Raw genomic sequence first — 15,356 nt, 5'->3', positions numbered from 1 at the left:
AAAAGTAGGAAAGAGCGTGAGATTATGTTGAGGAAATGGCAAAGTATTATTCCGAATAGTCCAGTGCTCAGTATATATTTATGGATTATTTTCTGTTTCCTACCGTTTTTCTTCATTTTTAAAAAATCATCCTATATAGAAATATCTGTTGGTATTACATTTTTAATGCTATATTTTATTTTCTATCGGTTTTCCATGAATTCGAAAAACGGTCTTGTTTATATGTGGATTAGCTTTGAAATGGTTATTAATATCGTTATGACGATATTGTATGGCTATGTGTATTTATCAATTTTCACAGCTTTCTTCATTGGAAATCTTCGTAAACCGGTTGGCTTCTATATTATATACGGTCTACATATCGGTTTTACGGTTATTTCTACAGGTGTTGGCTTCTTCGTTGAGCTACACTTATTTTTATCACAACTACCATTTGTTGTTTTAACAATTTTAGCGGTTGTGCTTCTCCCGCTTACGATTTATTCAAAAAATAAACGCGAAAATTTAGAGGGTCAGCTTGAGACTGCTAATGAACGAATAGCTGAGTTAATTGTTTTTGAAGAACGCCAACGTATTGCTCGGGATTTACATGATACTCTTGGTCAAAAGTTATCGATGATAGGCTTAAAAAGCGACTTAGCTTCAAGATTAATTGAACGTGATCCACAGCAGGCTCTAACAGAGATTAAGGATATTCGTCAAACGGCGAGTATTGCATTAAAAGAAGTACGTGAATTAGTATCAGGTATGCGAACGGCTAGGTTTGAGGACGAACTTATGCGTATTGCCCAAATATTAAAGGCTGCTGAAATGGAGTTTGTATTTGATGGTGATAAAGATGCATTGCAGGTTCCAACGCTTGTAGAAAATGTATTATCGATGTGCTTAAAAGAGGCAGTCAATAATGTCGTTAAACATAGTGGTGCTACAAAATGCGAAATCGCCTTCCATCAAAATTTTAAGGAAATATATTTAGTTGTTCGTGATAATGGGCAAGGAATCACCAAAAAGCAAGCTTGGAAAACGGGTAACGGATTAAAGGGAATGCGAGAACGGTTAGAGTTTATAAACGGTTCTTTTAAAATCGAAAGTGAAGAGGGCACTACATTAACAGTGTCGATTCCAGTTGCGATTACGCATCAGAAGGTCAAAGAAAATCTGAAGAACATATAGAAATGAGGACTGTGACATGATACGAATTGTAATTGCTGAAGATCAGGGTATGCTATTAGGCGCACTCCGTTCATTACTTAGTATGGAGGATGATATGGAGGTCGTCGGCTTAGCAAAAAATGGTGAGGAAGCATTGGCGCTTGTTGAAGAGCATCAGCCTGATATTTGTATTATGGATATTGAAATGCCAGTAAAAACTGGATTGGATGCTGCCGAGGAACTGCATGCCACAGGTTCTAATTGTAAAGTGATTATATTAACGACATTTGCAAGGCCAGGTTATTTTGAGCGTGCAAGAAAAGCCAGTGTTCGTGGCTATTTACTAAAGGATAGTCCAATAGAAGAATTGGCCAGTGCCATTCGCACAATTATGGATGGCAAAAGAATATATGCGCCTGAACTCGTTGATTTTGTCTATGAGGATGATAGTGAAAATCCTTTAACTGACCGCGAGAGCCAGGTACTGACACTCGTTGCAGAGGGCAAGACGACAAAAGAAATTGCTGCAGAATTGTTTTTATCGGCAGGAACTGTCCGCAACTATATCTCCACTATTTTAGAAAAATTAAATGTTGGAAATCGTATTGAAGCCATCGCTCGTTTTAAGGAAAAAGGGTGGAATAAGTAAGTAGCTTAAGAACCTATCATGAATATCCTTATACCTAAGAAAGTGTTTGGATTAAAAATAGACAAAAGGCATTGAATTATTTAAATTCGGTGCCTTTTGTCATATAAAAAATATATTAGCATATTGTATATTTTGACTATTAATGATAATATTTAGTAAAACACGATTGTTTTAATGGGAAGGGTGGAAATAATTATGGGAAAAATTATGAAAGTTACTTCAACAGCATTATTAGCAACAACATTTGTCTTTACTAGCGCATATCCTTCAGCCGTCTTTGCTGCAAGCAACGATATGGTTGATCCAGTAGTTGAAACGGAGACATCTACCTCACTACAAAGTAATATGGATCTAGCTGTTCAAGCGGCATTAGTCGGTCCTGAAATTAAAAAATTAAATGTACTAGGTCATGAATTTAATGTAAAACCAGCTTCTATTTCGAAAAAGAATGATCTAACAGTTGTAAATGGGCAGATTTCCCATCACTTAAGCTGGCGTCCGGATGATCAGTTATACTACCGTATTGATATAGAAAATGGAGAAGTTAAGCAAGTAGAGATTAAAATTGACCGTGGAGGTTGGACGAGTTTATCTGCTCCATTTCTTGCTACATTAGCACAAAAGAATGATATCCCGGTTACGCTCGAAATGATACAAGAACTTGGGCAAAAATTAGGTAGTTTTATTGATGGTAAATGGGAACATGCAGCTGAAGCAATTGTTTCAACTATTGCTTTACATGTTGAATAATATAAAACTTTAATCAGTGGGGGGGTCATCCCCACTGGTTATTTTTATGACACGCAGAGTTTGAAAATCCACAACTAAAGCCAGAAGCTTATTCGATTAAGCTTCTGGCTTCTTTATTGGAATCTTTATTTTTTACGTTTTGTTAAACGTCCAAGAACGAATGCACCTGCTGCTACTGCAAGGACTGTGTTCGTTTTTTTCGTAAATACTTGTTTTGTAACAAGATTAAGATTTTGAGGACGCTCCGCTAAACGGCGCATAAAATAGCCGTACCAATCTTCGCCGAATGGTACATATACACAGAAGTTATAGCCTTCTTTTGCAAGCTCTTTTTGCAGATCTGTACGGAAGCCGTAAAGCATTTGGAACTCGAATTTATCAAGTGGAATATTATTGTCTTCTACAAAGCGTTTTACGTGTGCGATAACATTATGGTCATGTGTTGCGATGGACGTAAATTTACCATGTAGTAAATGATATTCAATTAACTCAATGAAATTTAAATCAATATCTAATTTATCTTGGAAAGCAACCTCTACAGGCTCCTTGTAAGCACCTTTTACGATACGAAGGCGATAGTCCTTGAATTTTTCAATATCGTCCTTTGCGCGGTAAAAATAAGATTGGATAACAGTACCCACATTATTAAACGTTTTGGAAAGCTCTTCAACCATATCGAAAGATGTTTGTAAACGATCATAGTCTTCCATGTCAAAGTTTACGAATATATCATATGCTGCTGCTTTTTCTACAATTTCATATAAGTTATCGTAGCAAAAATCAACATCAATATCTAAACCTAATTGAGATGGCTTTAACGAAATATGCGCATCAACGCTATTCTCGTGAATAGCTTCAATAACAGCAAGGATTTGTTCTTTAGCTTTTGTTGCTTCTTCTTCGGTTGAAACAAATTCTCCTAAATTATCTACTGTACAAGAGATATTATGAGCGTTTAGCTCTTTGATACTAGCAATCGTTTCTTCAATATTTGTACCAGCTACTACACTTTGTGCTCCTAATTTTAGGCCGTATTTTTTTGCAGTATTATTTAATAGTTGGTTCTCAGATAGGTGGATGAAAAAATCGCGTAATAACATGGTCATTCTCCTCACTGCTGCATTTTTCTTTTTATTATAACATAATTTAGAAAATATATATTGTTTTTAATATAACGATTATTTCGTTTCAATAACTTGCATGCGTTCATTAAAAAGTGCAGGATAACTTAAAAAACCAATCATTATGCTTGATAATGTCGCTGCGGTTAGCAGGGCGAAAATGATTAATAGTTGGAATTGCACCGCTTGAATAGGGTCTGCTCCACCGATTATTTGGCCACTCATCATACCTGGTAATTGAACAAGACCAATTGTTTTTTGGCTTTCGATCGTAGGAATCATACTTGCTTTTATCGCATGCATTAGCTGTCGTTGAATAGCCTGTTTTGGTGTGCCGCCAAGCGATAATATTAACTCGATTTCGTTCTGATGACTTGCAATTTCTGATGTAAAACGATTTAAAAATAGAACTGATAATACCATTGAATTACCAATCATCATGCCGCTAATTGGAATAATATACTGCGCTGTTGATGGTACAATATCAAAACCAAGTAATACCCCTTGTGTAACACATTCAACAGTAAGGAGAGTTAGTGCTATTTTCCATGTAATTCCTTTAATGCCTTTCCCTTTTTTACGAGCATTGAGTGTTGCTACTAAAATCATTAATGCAATCATGAGGAAAATATAAATATAGCTTTGAGCATCGAAGACAAATTTTAAAATGTAACCGACGGCAAGTAGTTGAATAATAGAACGAATAGTAGCGATGAGCGTATCTTTTTCAAGTCCTAGCTTTAAGGTTTTTGATAGTAGAAGTGGAATTAACACAAAAATTAACGTTAAGGAAAGCGAAGTATATGTCATTCAATCACCCCCTGTACAAATTCAGCGACACGTGGATTTTTAGGTGCGTGAAGTAAGGAGCTTTGTCCAGTTTCAATTAGTTCCCCATCCATCATGACCCATGTATAGTGGCCGATTGTTAGTGCTTGCTGTAAATTATGAGTAATCCAAATTATTGTGACATTAAACTTTTTATTGATTGTAGCAATAAGCGTCTCAATTTCTTGCACGGATTGTCGGTCTAGTGCAGATGTGATTTCATCTAGCAATAAAATGGAGGAATGATTAATAAGTGTTCTAGCAATAGAAACTTTTTGTCGTTGTCCACCTGATAATTTATTCGTAGGGCGTTGTAAAAAGCTTTGGTCAAGTCCGACATCATGTAAATATCGGATCGCTTCCTGCTCTGTAAGCTTTTCTCCTTGTAACAAACGAGGGAGTGCAAGATTATCAAATGCAGATCCTTCTATCATAGGGGCCGCTTGAAGAGCCATGCTCACATGTCTTCTTAAAGCGGTTGGTTCATATGTAGAAATGTTTTGATTATCAATTAATATTTGACCATCAGTAGGTGATAATAATCCATTGCACAATTTAAGTAGAGTTGTTTTACCAGCACCGGAAGGGCCGACTAATGTAGTGATTTTTCCTTTAGGAAATGACCCAGTAATTGATTGTAAGATTGTCTTGTCATTCGCTGAAAAGCTGACCTGTTGAAAGTGAATGGCAGGCTCATATGACGTATTCATAAAGTTAAAACTCCTTTATACTAATAGGTAAAATAACTGTAGCATGAAACAAAGGGAAGCTAAAGTTATTTAACATTGGGTAATAAAGTTAAGGGGGATAGAGAGTGGATATATTATATGTAGATACTTTAACATATGCACAAGGCACTATGTATATCATTGCCTCAGATGATGGACTAGTATATATCGGAACACCAAATGCACCATTCGAAGAGGTGGAAGTATGGGCGAAAAAGCCGTTTAAAGGCTATCGTTTTGAAGAGAATAAAGAAAAGGTACAGCAATATGTTAAGCAATTATCTGCTTATTTCAATAAGGAACTTACTGAGTTTGATCTACCGATACATGTTAAAGGGACGCCGTTTCAACTAGCAGTATGGGATGCTTTGAAGGAGCTACCATATGGTACAACTACAACATACTCACATATTGCACACCGTATCGGTAATCCGAAAGCAGTAAGAGCTGTAGGCAGTGCAATCGGCGCCAATCCAATATTAGCGATTATTCCTTGTCATCGTGTGATTGGCAAAGATGGGAAACTAACAGGCTTCCGTAGTGGGCTTGCTATGAAAGAATTTTTACTAGAGCTAGAGAGAGCATAAAACAAGAATCTGCATAATCTTTGGGGAAACAGTTTGCCGAAGAGATTGCAGATTCTTGTTTTTTATATTAAAGAAGACGAAGTTCAATAAATACTATACATGTTCTTCTTGGACATTGTTATTTGCTTTACCGAAATGAGTTAAACGATGAGCAAATGATTCTCCTCGTACTGAAGAGCCCTTGAAAATATCCTGAAACTCATAAGCCGGAGCACCGTGTTCGATGACATCTAGGCCAGTGACTTCATCTTCAGCAGAAACTCGTAATGGCACAAATGCTTTTAGAACAAGTAAACCAGCTGCTACTGAAACGCTAACCCAAGCAATGGTAGCAATAACCCCAATGGCTTGCACTCCTAATTGGTCGATACCTCCTCCATAAAATAATCCTTGACCACCAATATCAAACAAGCCAACTGCTAGAGTACCCCAAATACCACAGATACCATGGACGGCGATTGCACCAACAGGATCATCGACTTTTAACTTCCATTCAATGAAACGGACGCCCTCGACCAATAATGGAGCAGCGATTAATCCGATAATGAGTGAACCCACAATACTAACATTAGCTGCACCAGCGGTAATACTTACAAGTCCTGCTAAAGCACCGTTTAATGTGAGTGAGCCATCGATATGACCATATCGAAATTTTGTATAAAGGGCTGTAACCACAACTCCAGCAGCAGCAGAGAAAAATGTATTTGCAATTACGCTTGGAACAAGTTTAGGATCGGCAACTAATGTTGAAGCACCATTGAAGCCAAACCAACCAAACCAAAGTAAAAATACGCCTAAAGCTCCTAATGGAATACTATGTCCTGTAATAACGTTGACACGACCATTTTCATATTTACCGAGACGAGGACCGACCATTACCGCAGCTACAAATGCTGCAACTGCACCTGTTAAATGTACAACGGTAGATCCAGCGAAGTCGATAAAACCAAGATTTGTTAACCATCCATGCCCACTCCAAACCCAATGACCAACAACAGGATAAACAAGTAACGACATGAGAATAATTACGCCGATATAAGCAAAAATATTAGTACGTTCTGCCACTGCTCCAGATAAAATTGTTGCTCCAGTTGCTGCAAACATCGTTTGGAAAATAAAGAAGGAGAGATTATCTACACCATTTAAGGCAAAGCCACTTGTACCGAAGATACCGCCAACTGAATCACCAAACATAATAGCGTAACCACAGAGAAAATAGACAATGCCACCAAGTGAAATAGTTAGGAAGTTTTTCATAATAATATTGACCGCGTTTTTTGAGCGTGTAAAGCCAGCTTCAACCATCGCAAATCCTGCATGCATAAAGAAGACTAAAATTGTACCGAGCATCATCCAAACTAAATTTATAGATAATGTTATTTCATCCATATATATCGCCCCCTTATTCTACTGCAATTGATCCGACTTCTTTTGTCCGGATACGAATTGCTTGTTCTATTGGATAAACGAAGATTTTACCATCTCCAACCTTGCCAGTTGCTGCCTTACGCAATAAAACTTCAACAATAGGATCTACTTTTTCGTCATCAACAATCATTTCTAATTTCAACTTTGGCAAAAATTCAATTTCGTAGGTATTTCCACGAAATAACCCTGTACGTCCTAATTGACGACCGCAGCCAGCAATTTCTGAAACACTGAGCCCTGCAATTCCTTCCTGTGCAAGTCCGTCCCTAACCGAGCCGAAAACTTCGGGACGGATGATTGCTTCTATTTTTTTCATCAATATCAGCTCCTTGAGTAAATTTAATTTACATGTTAAAACGCTATGAAAAACGGCGCAATAATTATTTGAACATTCATGTTATGTTTCATTACATGTAATATTTCGTCTTTCGTAATAGTTTGCTGAAAATGTTTTTAAAAGGGGAATGAAAGCGGTACTAAAAAGCGTGTCTAAAATGTGAACGTTTCTAAATTTTCTGATTATTAGTGTGAGGAAACCTAACATTAAAGTTGGAGAATGTAATACGCAAGAATTTGGGTATATAGTGTATACTAGGACTAATTATCAAAGCGGAAGAAGGGGTTTCTTGTGAGATCAAACTATGCAGATGACAGCTTAGCGCTACACACCGACTTGTACCAAATCAATATGGCAGAATCGTATTGGGCTGATGGTATACATAATAGAAAAGCAGTTTTCGAACTATATTTTAGAAAATTACCTTTTGGCAATGGTTATGCAATTTTTGCGGGATTAGAGAGAATTCTTGAGTATTTACGTGATTTTCGCTTCAGTGATTCAGACATAGCGTATTTGCGTGAAGAGGTTGGTTATAAAGAGGATTTTATCGAGTATTTAAAAAATATTCGTTTTACAGGGGATATGTATTCTATGGTGGAAGGAGAAACTGTTTTCGCTAATGAACCAATTATCCGCATTGAAGCGCCGTTAGTGGAAGCGCAACTAATTGAAACCGCATTACTTAACATTGTGAATTACCAAACCTTAATTGCAACAAAGGCTAGTCGTATTAAACAAATTATAAAAAATGAAGTGGCGATGGAGTTCGGTACTCGACGCGCTCAGGAGATGGACGCAGCAATTTGGGGAACGCGTGCGGCGTTTATTGGTGGTTTTGCTTCAACTAGCAATGTGCGAGCAGGTAAACTCTTTAATATACCGGTATCAGGTACACATGCACATGCACTTGTACAGGCTTATAAAAATGATTATGATGCATTTCACTCCTATGCAAAACGTCATCGTGATTGCGTATTCCTTGTAGACACTTACAATACGTTAAAATCGGGTGTGCCAACAGCAATCCAAGTGGCTAAAGAACTTGGAGACAAAATTAATTTTATTGGAATTCGATTAGACAGTGGAGATATAGCTTTCTTGTCAAAAGAAGCACGTCGTATGTTAGATGAGGCAGGCTTCCAGAACGCTAAAATTATCGTATCAAATGACTTAGATGAATACACGATCTTAAACTTAAAGGCTCAAGGTGCAAAAGTTGATGTGTGGGGAATTGGTACGAAGCTCATTACTGCATATGACCAACCAGCTTTAGGGGCTGTTTATAAAATGGTCGCTATTGAAAATAACGATGGGCAATTAGAAGATACGATTAAAATTTCTGCGAATGCTGAAAAGGTAACGACGCCAGGTCTTAAAAATGTATTTCGCATTATTGATAAAAAGAATGGCAAGGCAGAGGGAGATTACATTACGATGCACGATGAAAATCCTCAATCAGAGGAACGCATTAAAATGTTCCATCCTGTTCATACATTCGTATCAAAATTTGTTACAAACTTTGAAGCTAAAAACCTACATCAACAAGTGATTAAAAATGGCGAAATACATTATCAAAATCCTACTTTGGAAGAAATGCGCGATTATGCAGCAGATAATTTAGAACTGTTATGGGATGAATATAAACGTGCTATGAATCCTGAGGAATACCCAGTCGATTTAAGCCAAAAATGCTGGAATAATAAAATGCGCAATATTGAAGAAGTAAGTGAAATGGTCAATCGATTGTAAAGCGTAAGGAGTGAAGGACAAAATGACATTACAACAAGAAATCATAAAGGAATTACGTGTATTACCTACTGTTGATGCGCAGGAAGAGATTCGCAAATCCATTGATTTTTTAAAGGGATATGCGCGTCGCTATAGTTTTGTAAAGGGGTTTGTTCTCGGAATATCAGGTGGTCAAGACTCCACATTAACTGGGAAATTAGCGCAGCTTGCGGTTGACGAATTAAATGCCGAAATGGGAGAAGCGAAGTACTCATTTTGGGCTGTTCGCTTACCATATGGTGTGCAAGCAGATGAAAAGGACTGTCAAGATGCGATTGACTATATCAAACCTACGAAAACTTTTACAGTAAACATTAAAGATGCAGTCGATGCAAGTGTTAGAGCATTAATGAATGCAGGTATTGAACTAAGCGATTTTGCAAAAGGGAATGAAAAGGCACGTGAGCGAATGAAGGTGCAATATTCTATCGCTGCTATGAATAATGCTGTTGTGCTTGGGACAGATCATGCTGCGGAGGCAATTACAGGTTTTTACACAAAATTTGGGGATGGCGGTGCAGATTTAATGCCTATCTTCCGTCTCAACAAGCGTCAGGGTAAGCAGTTGTTAGCTGCACTTGATTGCCCAGATCACTTATATTTAAAAATACCAACTGCTGACTTAGAGGAAGATCGTCCTTCATTACCAGATGAAGTAGCGCTTGGTTTAACGTATGACCAAATTGATGATTATTTAGAGGGTAAGGCTATCCCTGAAGAAGCTCGTGAAACATTAGAAGGACATTATTTACGTTCACAGCACAAACGCCATATGCCAATTACAATATTCGATGATTTTTGGAAGTAATATATAGCTATCACCATAGCGTGGGGGTTGATTTCCGTTCCGGCTGGGCGCTTTTTTGCTGACGCTTCGCTTTCGCACAGTTAAAACATTTGTTGCTGACGCTACGCTTTCGCACAGTTAAAACATTTGTTGCTGACGCTACGCTTTGATTGATATATAAATATTTAGGAAAAGAGTTATGAGAAAGAGTGGAAAATATTTTTTCTTATAGCTCTTTTCTATTTTTTAAAGCAATTTGGTTCTGTATTATTAAGTTCGAGCATATAATGTCGATATATATACCTACAAAGTTGATAAAAAGTAAAGGAGGGTAATTATTTATGAGGACTTCTAGAGTAAGTTCGACGACTAGTAGTATATTTCGTAACGAACAACAGTATTTACATGCTGGGGATTTAAGCCATAATTTCGGACAAAATCCGAAGAAACAGTTTAAAAACAGTTTGCTAAAGAATAAAGATAAAAAGCATTTAAGTAACAATAAACAAATCCAGCAGCAACGTCCCAATAAAGTAGCGGCTAGTTTTGTGGACAATGCTTACGATTTACAAATACGTAATGGATTAAATGAAACTGCTGTAAAGCTAAGTCTGGTCAGCAAGCAAAAGAAGTTTCTCAATAGTTACCGTTCTTCTATATAACATCATAAATTCAAACTCTCTACATCATTCAGGATGTAGGGAGTTTTTTTATATTGAAAACCAAAGTAGTGTCAATAAAATCTTTATGAATTGTGAGGCACTTTGAATAGGGTGACTTCTGTTCCAGGCTACTCACTTTTCTGTAGACCAAGAAACAACAAAGCGCCCAGCCGGAACGGAAATCACCCCCTTGTTTTGCCGATAGCATTATAAAAAATAGAAAGTATATATGTTTCATTCAAAATATTTGAAGTCGAGACGTTCAATGAATATTCAAGATAATTTTTCCAATACTTCACAGTGATTTTTAACTTATTTCACAACTTATCTGTAAAGTAATTATTAGTAATAGAAAAACGAAATTGGGGGAAGCAATTGTGAAAAAAATATGGTTACCAGTACTAGCTGCATCACTTTTACTCGCGGCTTGTGGTACAGACAAAGATCAAGTGAAGAAAGAAGAAACGAAGCAAGATATCACGGCAAATGAGGCAGAAGCAAAGGATAAATCTACGCAAGTCGCTTCTTTAGTGGATCAACGTTTGCAAGAGCCAAAAGAAGATACAATGTGTGAAATGTGTAATATGAAAGTATATATGAAGGACGAAGATATGGGGGAATTCTCTACTCAAGCAATAAAAGAGGATGGAACAGTTACCTTTTATGATGACATCGGCTGTTTAGTAAATGCCGAGGTTGCAAATAATGAAAAGAACGAAAAATTTGTACGTGATTTTAATACAAAAGATTGGGTAAAGGTTGATGATGCAACTATCGTCAAAACAGACCTAAAATCTCCGATGAATTGGGGATATGTTTATTTCAAAGATAAAGATGATGCAGACAAATATATCGCTGACAATCCAACTGCACATGTAGAGGAATTACAAAAAATTAAAGACGATGCATTAGAGCGTCGTGAAAAGAAAATGAAAGAAAAAGCTGAAAAAGAGGCCAAAGGTGAATCTGACTCCATGCATATAGAAGAAAAGAATCAAGACGGTCATAGTCATTAACCGAATGGACTAGGGGGGATCCCTCTAGTCTTTTCGTGTTGAACTGGGAGGTAAGGATTGGTGAAAAAAATAGGGTTGGCCTTATTATTTTTTCTATTCATGAGTCAGACAGTGTACGCTGATTTCGATGTACAGGAGGCGATTAATGTCGCAAAGCCAGGGGAGGTCGTTCATATTCCTGCTGGTCGTTACCGAGGTAATTTTATTGTGACAAAACCGATAAAACTACAAGGCGAAGAGGGAACTGAACTAATCGGTGAAAGTGACAAACCAGCACTTCGAATTGAAAACACTACTAATGTCAGTGTGGAAAATATAACGTTATCAGGAAAAAGTAAAGCAATCGTTGTTAGTAATGTAGATGGACTTGAGCTACGTAAGTTACAAATGAAAGATGTTCATACAGGTGTTCATATACAACGCTCCAAACATGTGCGCATACAGGAAATCAATGTGACTGGTATCGAGGATCATTATTCCCAAAAAGGTAATGGGTTGGCTGTTTTTAAAAGTGAGGACATTACGATCGAAGGCAATACTATTGAGCAAGTGCAGGATGGAATTTATGTAGAGGAGGTAAAGCGTATTGTTGTTCAACGTAATAAGGTGACGAGCAGTCGTTATGGTACGCATTTTATGTATACAAGTGATGCCAAAGCACTTTTTAATACATATGTTCACAATGTGACTGGCCTTATGATAATGATGACAACAGACATTCTCCTTGAAAATAATACAATAGCTAATCATTTTGATTTTAATGGCTACGGTATGCTGCTGTATGATGTGAAGCAAGCAAAAATTAAACATAATACAATCAAAAATAATCGGACGGGTGTTGCGATGCAGAAAAGTTCAACTATCCAAATTGAAACAAATGATTTTCAGATGAACCAAACTGCCCTTGAAGGTACAAAGGTCAGTAACGACACATTGGCTAGTAGTAATAACTTTACAGGGAATATTTTAACGGCGCGCTCCGATCAGCAAGGCTTTCAACTGAAAAATAATTATTATGATGATTACTCAGGGATTGATTTAAAAGACAATGGCATCGGTGATATTCCATATGTGGCTGTGTCAAGCTTTGGTCAATGGATGGTACGCCAGCCTGTTTACCAATATTTTGTAGCATCTCCGAGCGTCCTTTTACTGACATCTTTGGATCAGCAAATTAATAAAACTGAAAAGAATATGCTTGTTGATCATACGCCGAAATTGGCGATGAAGCATTTGCAAGAGAAGAACAAGATGAGCGTGGTACAAATGCTAGTAGGTTTATTCTTGGCACTAAGTAGTTTATGGCTATGGAAAAGAGGGATCACAGAATGAAAAAATGGCTGATGAGTGTATTGCTATGTTGTGGTGTATTGGTGGGATGTAGTGAAAAAACATATGAGCCTCGTGAAATAGTTAGTGAAACTGATGTATGTAAAATTTGTAATATGAGTATCGTTCATAATGCATATGCTGGCCAGATTGCTTTGAAAAATGGCGATTATGAAATTTTTGATGATATTGGTTGCCTTATGGAATATTTGAAAGCGAACGGGGAAGATGAGGTTGGAGCAGCCTTTATTAAAGATGCGGCAAAAAATGAATGGATTGACGTTTTTAACGCTATTTATGTGTACAACAAAGATTATTGGACACCGATGAATTATGGGGTAGTTGCATTCGATTCGAAGGAATCGGCACAGGAATGGATGAAGACAGAGGGAGAAGGCCGGCTACTAGCCTATAAGGATTTACATGATTTTAAATGGGGGATCCATAATTGATGAATAGTATGCTTATTAAACTAGAATTAAAGCAAATGCTCAGAAGTCGATGGATGCAACTTGTAGGCTTACTTTTCACGTTCGTGTTTACAGCTATCATTGTCATTCAGCAAATGGCATTACCAGATGTAGACGGTTTTACACGACAGACAGCCTCCTTTTTAAATGTATTGTTGTTTTTATTGCCGCTGTTTATATTAACGATCGGTAGTATGAGTGTAGCTGGTGATGTGGAATCAGGATGGTTTTCTTTATTAAAGACATATCCAATGACACGTAGGCAATATATTGCAGGAAAGTATATTGCCTCTGTGCTTGCTTTTCTATTAGTCGTGGCCGTGGCGTTTGGCGTAATATTAGCGATGGGTGGTTTTCTTGGAGGAGTGCGTTTGCCACTTATCTTCATTGTTCTAACTTTGCTATGCATTTTCATTTTTGTGTCATTGGGCATTGCAGTAGGAGCCTTTGCAAAAACAAGATTATTTGCACTGTCGTTGTCACTTGTTCTTTGGTCCGTTTTTTTATTGCTTATCTCTTACGCTTTAATGGCTATCGGAACTGTTGTGGCTGGTCATACTCTTCAAAAACTGACGATTATAGCGATACATATTAATCCTGTGGAGTGGCTACGCTTTGGATACTTTATTTTTACAGATCAGGCGAGTGTTCTTGGGCCAGCATTTTATAAAGTAACGCAGTTTTATTCGTCGCCACTAGGTTATGCAGTATACATAGCTGTGACATTGCTTTGGGTAGTATGTCCGTTAGCTTACACTAACTTACTTTTAACTTCTTTCAGTGAAAGAAGTTAAAGCCTCCGGCGGATGTCACAGAATTGAAAGGAGTTCTTTGGGGATGTTAGCCTAAAACCATCGCATCCATGCGATAACGGCTAACTGACCTGCATCATGCAGGCCTAAGCACAAAGCCGATTCTGGACGCAATTATGCCGCGGCATAATTGATAGAAAGGGGATAGAAGATGATGCTATTAGAAACAAAGAAGTTATCGAATATCTATGATAATAATAGAGGTCTTCATGAAGCCTCCTTTTCTTTACAAACGGGGCGTATTTTAGCGCTTGTAGGGGGAAATGGCGCTGGTAAGAGTACTTTAATTCGCCTGCTAACTGGACAGGAAAAGCAAAAATCAGGAGAAATAATATGGCATAAACCACAAGCCATTCGATACATGCCTGATGATGTGGACTTTCCATCTATGTTAACAGCAGCAGAAATTTTGCAACTACTTGCCTCTTTAAAGAAGATTGGTAAAAATGAACAGGAGGAAGTACTAAGCCGCGTTGCTTTATGGGATGTTCGAAAGCAAAAAGTGAAGCATTTCTCGAAGGGGATGCGGCAAAGGCTTAATCTCGCTCAAAGTTTACTCGGTGAAGGCTCTTTGCTTATTTTAGATGAGCCGACTAATGGGCTCGATCCTTTCTGGATTGCAGAGCTGAAAAAAATGATGCTAGAGGAAAAAGCAAGGAGCTGCACGGTCATATTTTCTACGCATTTACTGTCTTTTGCGGAAGAAGTAGCGGACGATGTGTTGGTTTTACACGAAGGGAACATACTTATTTCTGGTGAATTAGAGGAAATACTTTTACAAGAAAATTCATCTTCGTTAGAGAATTTATGGTTAAAAAAATTAAATCTGTAACATTCTGATAGATAATGACGTTATACTAAAAGATAGGTTTGCTTTGATTGTATTCAGGCAGGCCTTCTTTTTCATGC

General features: G+C 37.4%; 17 protein-coding genes. 12 read left to right on the top strand and 5 right to left on the bottom strand.

The features are described 5' to 3' along the window. The first annotated feature begins 24 nt into the window (after positions 1 to 24). From ACFTQ7_RS19180 to ACFTQ7_RS19170, 3 genes are all read left to right on the top strand, one after another. Positions 25 to 1,173 carry a sensor histidine kinase gene (locus ACFTQ7_RS19180; RefSeq protein WP_483869441.1) on the top strand — a complete coding sequence of 383 codons (1,149 nt, stop codon included), beginning with the start codon at positions 25 to 27 and terminating at the stop codon, positions 1,171 to 1,173. A gap of 16 nt (positions 1,174 to 1,189) precedes the next feature. Next, positions 1,190 to 1,801 carry a response regulator gene (locus ACFTQ7_RS19175; protein WP_349661936.1) on the top strand — a complete coding sequence of 204 codons (612 nt, stop codon included), beginning with the start codon at positions 1,190 to 1,192 and terminating at the stop codon, positions 1,799 to 1,801. 195 nt (positions 1,802 to 1,996) lie between these two features. Then, the gene (locus tag ACFTQ7_RS19170; RefSeq protein WP_386830413.1) at positions 1,997 to 2,551 is read left to right on the top strand and encodes a methyltransferase; all 555 of its coding nucleotides are present in this window, start codon (positions 1,997 to 1,999) and stop codon (positions 2,549 to 2,551) included. Between the two features lie 125 nt (positions 2,552 to 2,676). Here ACFTQ7_RS19170 and ACFTQ7_RS19165 read toward each other — a convergent pair whose 3' ends face one another. The 3 genes from ACFTQ7_RS19165 to ACFTQ7_RS19155 all read right to left on the bottom strand — a co-directional run bounded on the left by ACFTQ7_RS19165 (position 2,677) and on the right by ACFTQ7_RS19155 (position 5,210). Further along, complete coding sequence (locus ACFTQ7_RS19165) at positions 2,677 to 3,651, bottom strand: proline dehydrogenase family protein (protein WP_386830412.1); 975 nt, start codon at positions 3,649 to 3,651, stop codon at positions 2,677 to 2,679. A gap of 78 nt (positions 3,652 to 3,729) precedes the next feature. Next, positions 3,730 to 4,482 (bottom strand): ABC transporter permease, encoded by a 753-nt coding sequence (locus tag ACFTQ7_RS19160; protein WP_349661933.1) that lies wholly within the window; start codon positions 4,480 to 4,482, stop codon positions 3,730 to 3,732. Then, on the bottom strand, positions 4,479 to 5,210 hold the full coding sequence (locus ACFTQ7_RS19155; RefSeq protein WP_386830411.1) for an ABC transporter ATP-binding protein: 732 nt from the start codon (positions 5,208 to 5,210) through the stop codon (positions 4,479 to 4,481). Before ACFTQ7_RS19155 ends, ACFTQ7_RS19160 begins: the two co-directional genes overlap by 4 nt. 104 nt (positions 5,211 to 5,314) lie before the next feature. Between ACFTQ7_RS19155 and ACFTQ7_RS19150 the strand changes: the two genes are divergently transcribed. After that, positions 5,315 to 5,815: a methylated-DNA--[protein]-cysteine S-methyltransferase gene (locus ACFTQ7_RS19150; RefSeq protein WP_386830410.1), complete on the top strand. Its 501-nt coding sequence runs from the start codon at positions 5,315 to 5,317 to the stop codon at positions 5,813 to 5,815. Between the two features lie 93 nt (positions 5,816 to 5,908). On the opposite strand, the gene ACFTQ7_RS19145 is transcribed toward ACFTQ7_RS19150, so the two are convergent. Together ACFTQ7_RS19145 and ACFTQ7_RS19140 are read right to left on the bottom strand one after the other, a co-directional pair. Beyond that, positions 5,909 to 7,204 (bottom strand): ammonium transporter, encoded by a 1,296-nt coding sequence (locus tag ACFTQ7_RS19145; protein ID WP_386830409.1) that lies wholly within the window; start codon positions 7,202 to 7,204, stop codon positions 5,909 to 5,911. A 13-nt stretch (positions 7,205 to 7,217) separates the two neighbouring features. Further along, a complete protein-coding gene (locus ACFTQ7_RS19140) occupies positions 7,218 to 7,559 on the bottom strand; it encodes a P-II family nitrogen regulator (protein WP_197142910.1) in 342 nt (113 codons plus the stop codon). A 312-nt stretch (positions 7,560 to 7,871) separates the two neighbouring features. Between ACFTQ7_RS19140 and ACFTQ7_RS19135 the strand changes: the two genes are divergently transcribed. The 8 genes from ACFTQ7_RS19135 to ACFTQ7_RS19100 all read left to right on the top strand — a co-directional run bounded on the left by ACFTQ7_RS19135 (position 7,872) and on the right by ACFTQ7_RS19100 (position 15,279). Continuing rightward, positions 7,872 to 9,332, top strand: coding sequence for a nicotinate phosphoribosyltransferase (locus ACFTQ7_RS19135; protein ID WP_386830408.1), 1,461 nt, complete (start codon positions 7,872 to 7,874; stop codon positions 9,330 to 9,332). Between the two features lie 22 nt (positions 9,333 to 9,354). Continuing rightward, a complete protein-coding gene (gene nadE, locus ACFTQ7_RS19130) occupies positions 9,355 to 10,179 on the top strand; it encodes an ammonia-dependent NAD(+) synthetase (protein WP_386830407.1) in 825 nt (274 codons plus the stop codon). A gap of 320 nt (positions 10,180 to 10,499) precedes the next feature. Beyond that, complete coding sequence (locus ACFTQ7_RS19125; protein ID WP_386830406.1) at positions 10,500 to 10,820, top strand: NAD synthetase; 321 nt, start codon at positions 10,500 to 10,502, stop codon at positions 10,818 to 10,820. 377 nt (positions 10,821 to 11,197) lie between these two features. Beyond that, the gene (locus tag ACFTQ7_RS19120) at positions 11,198 to 11,836 is read left to right on the top strand and encodes a nitrous oxide reductase accessory protein NosL (RefSeq protein ID WP_386830405.1); all 639 of its coding nucleotides are present in this window, start codon (positions 11,198 to 11,200) and stop codon (positions 11,834 to 11,836) included. 60 nt (positions 11,837 to 11,896) lie between these two features. Next, positions 11,897 to 13,168, top strand: coding sequence for a right-handed parallel beta-helix repeat-containing protein (locus ACFTQ7_RS19115; RefSeq protein WP_386830448.1), 1,272 nt, complete (start codon positions 11,897 to 11,899; stop codon positions 13,166 to 13,168). Continuing rightward, positions 13,165 to 13,617, top strand: a complete 453-nt coding sequence (locus ACFTQ7_RS19110) for a nitrous oxide reductase accessory protein NosL (RefSeq protein ID WP_386830404.1) — start codon at positions 13,165 to 13,167, stop codon at positions 13,615 to 13,617. Before ACFTQ7_RS19115 ends, ACFTQ7_RS19110 begins: the two co-directional genes overlap by 4 nt. Continuing rightward, on the top strand, positions 13,617 to 14,429 hold the full coding sequence (locus ACFTQ7_RS19105; RefSeq protein ID WP_386830447.1) for an ABC transporter permease: 813 nt from the start codon (positions 13,617 to 13,619) through the stop codon (positions 14,427 to 14,429). The genes ACFTQ7_RS19110 and ACFTQ7_RS19105 overlap by 1 nt, the downstream gene beginning before the upstream one ends. Before the next feature lie 169 nt (positions 14,430 to 14,598). Next, complete coding sequence (locus tag ACFTQ7_RS19100) at positions 14,599 to 15,279, top strand: ABC transporter ATP-binding protein (protein WP_349661923.1); 681 nt, start codon at positions 14,599 to 14,601, stop codon at positions 15,277 to 15,279. Positions 15,280 to 15,356 lie beyond the last annotated feature (77 nt).

This window comes from Lysinibacillus sp. NPDC056959 (genome assembly GCF_042674095.1).
GTDB classification, from domain to species: Bacteria; Bacillota; Bacilli; order Bacillales_A; family Planococcaceae; genus Lysinibacillus; species Lysinibacillus zambalensis.
Note: the sequence above shows the minus strand (reverse complement) of the source record. Positions and strands in the feature narration are given on the sequence as shown.

Coding starts and splice junctions, on each gene's coding strand:
- ACFTQ7_RS19180 (WP_483869441.1), top strand. CDS start 25: ATGTTGAGGAAATGGCAAAGTATTATTCCGAATAGTCCAGTGCTCAGT.
- ACFTQ7_RS19175 (WP_349661936.1), top strand. CDS start 1,190: ATGATACGAATTGTAATTGCTGAAGATCAGGGTATGCTATTAGGCGCA.
- ACFTQ7_RS19170 (WP_386830413.1), top strand. CDS start 1,997: ATGGGAAAAATTATGAAAGTTACTTCAACAGCATTATTAGCAACAACA.
- ACFTQ7_RS19165 (WP_386830412.1), bottom strand. CDS start 3,651: ATGTTATTACGCGATTTTTTCATCCACCTATCTGAGAACCAACTATTA.
- ACFTQ7_RS19160 (WP_349661933.1), bottom strand. CDS start 4,482: ATGACATATACTTCGCTTTCCTTAACGTTAATTTTTGTGTTAATTCCA.
- ACFTQ7_RS19155 (WP_386830411.1), bottom strand. CDS start 5,210: ATGAATACGTCATATGAGCCTGCCATTCACTTTCAACAGGTCAGCTTT.
- ACFTQ7_RS19145 (WP_386830409.1), bottom strand. CDS start 7,204: ATGGATGAAATAACATTATCTATAAATTTAGTTTGGATGATGCTCGGT.
- ACFTQ7_RS19140 (WP_197142910.1), bottom strand. CDS start 7,559: ATGAAAAAAATAGAAGCAATCATCCGTCCCGAAGTTTTCGGCTCGGTT.
- nadE (WP_386830407.1), top strand. CDS start 9,355: ATGACATTACAACAAGAAATCATAAAGGAATTACGTGTATTACCTACT.
- ACFTQ7_RS19125 (WP_386830406.1), top strand. CDS start 10,500: ATGAGGACTTCTAGAGTAAGTTCGACGACTAGTAGTATATTTCGTAAC.
- ACFTQ7_RS19110 (WP_386830404.1), top strand. CDS start 13,165: ATGAAAAAATGGCTGATGAGTGTATTGCTATGTTGTGGTGTATTGGTG.
- ACFTQ7_RS19105 (WP_386830447.1), top strand. CDS start 13,617: ATGAATAGTATGCTTATTAAACTAGAATTAAAGCAAATGCTCAGAAGT.
- ACFTQ7_RS19100 (WP_349661923.1), top strand. CDS start 14,599: ATGATGCTATTAGAAACAAAGAAGTTATCGAATATCTATGATAATAAT.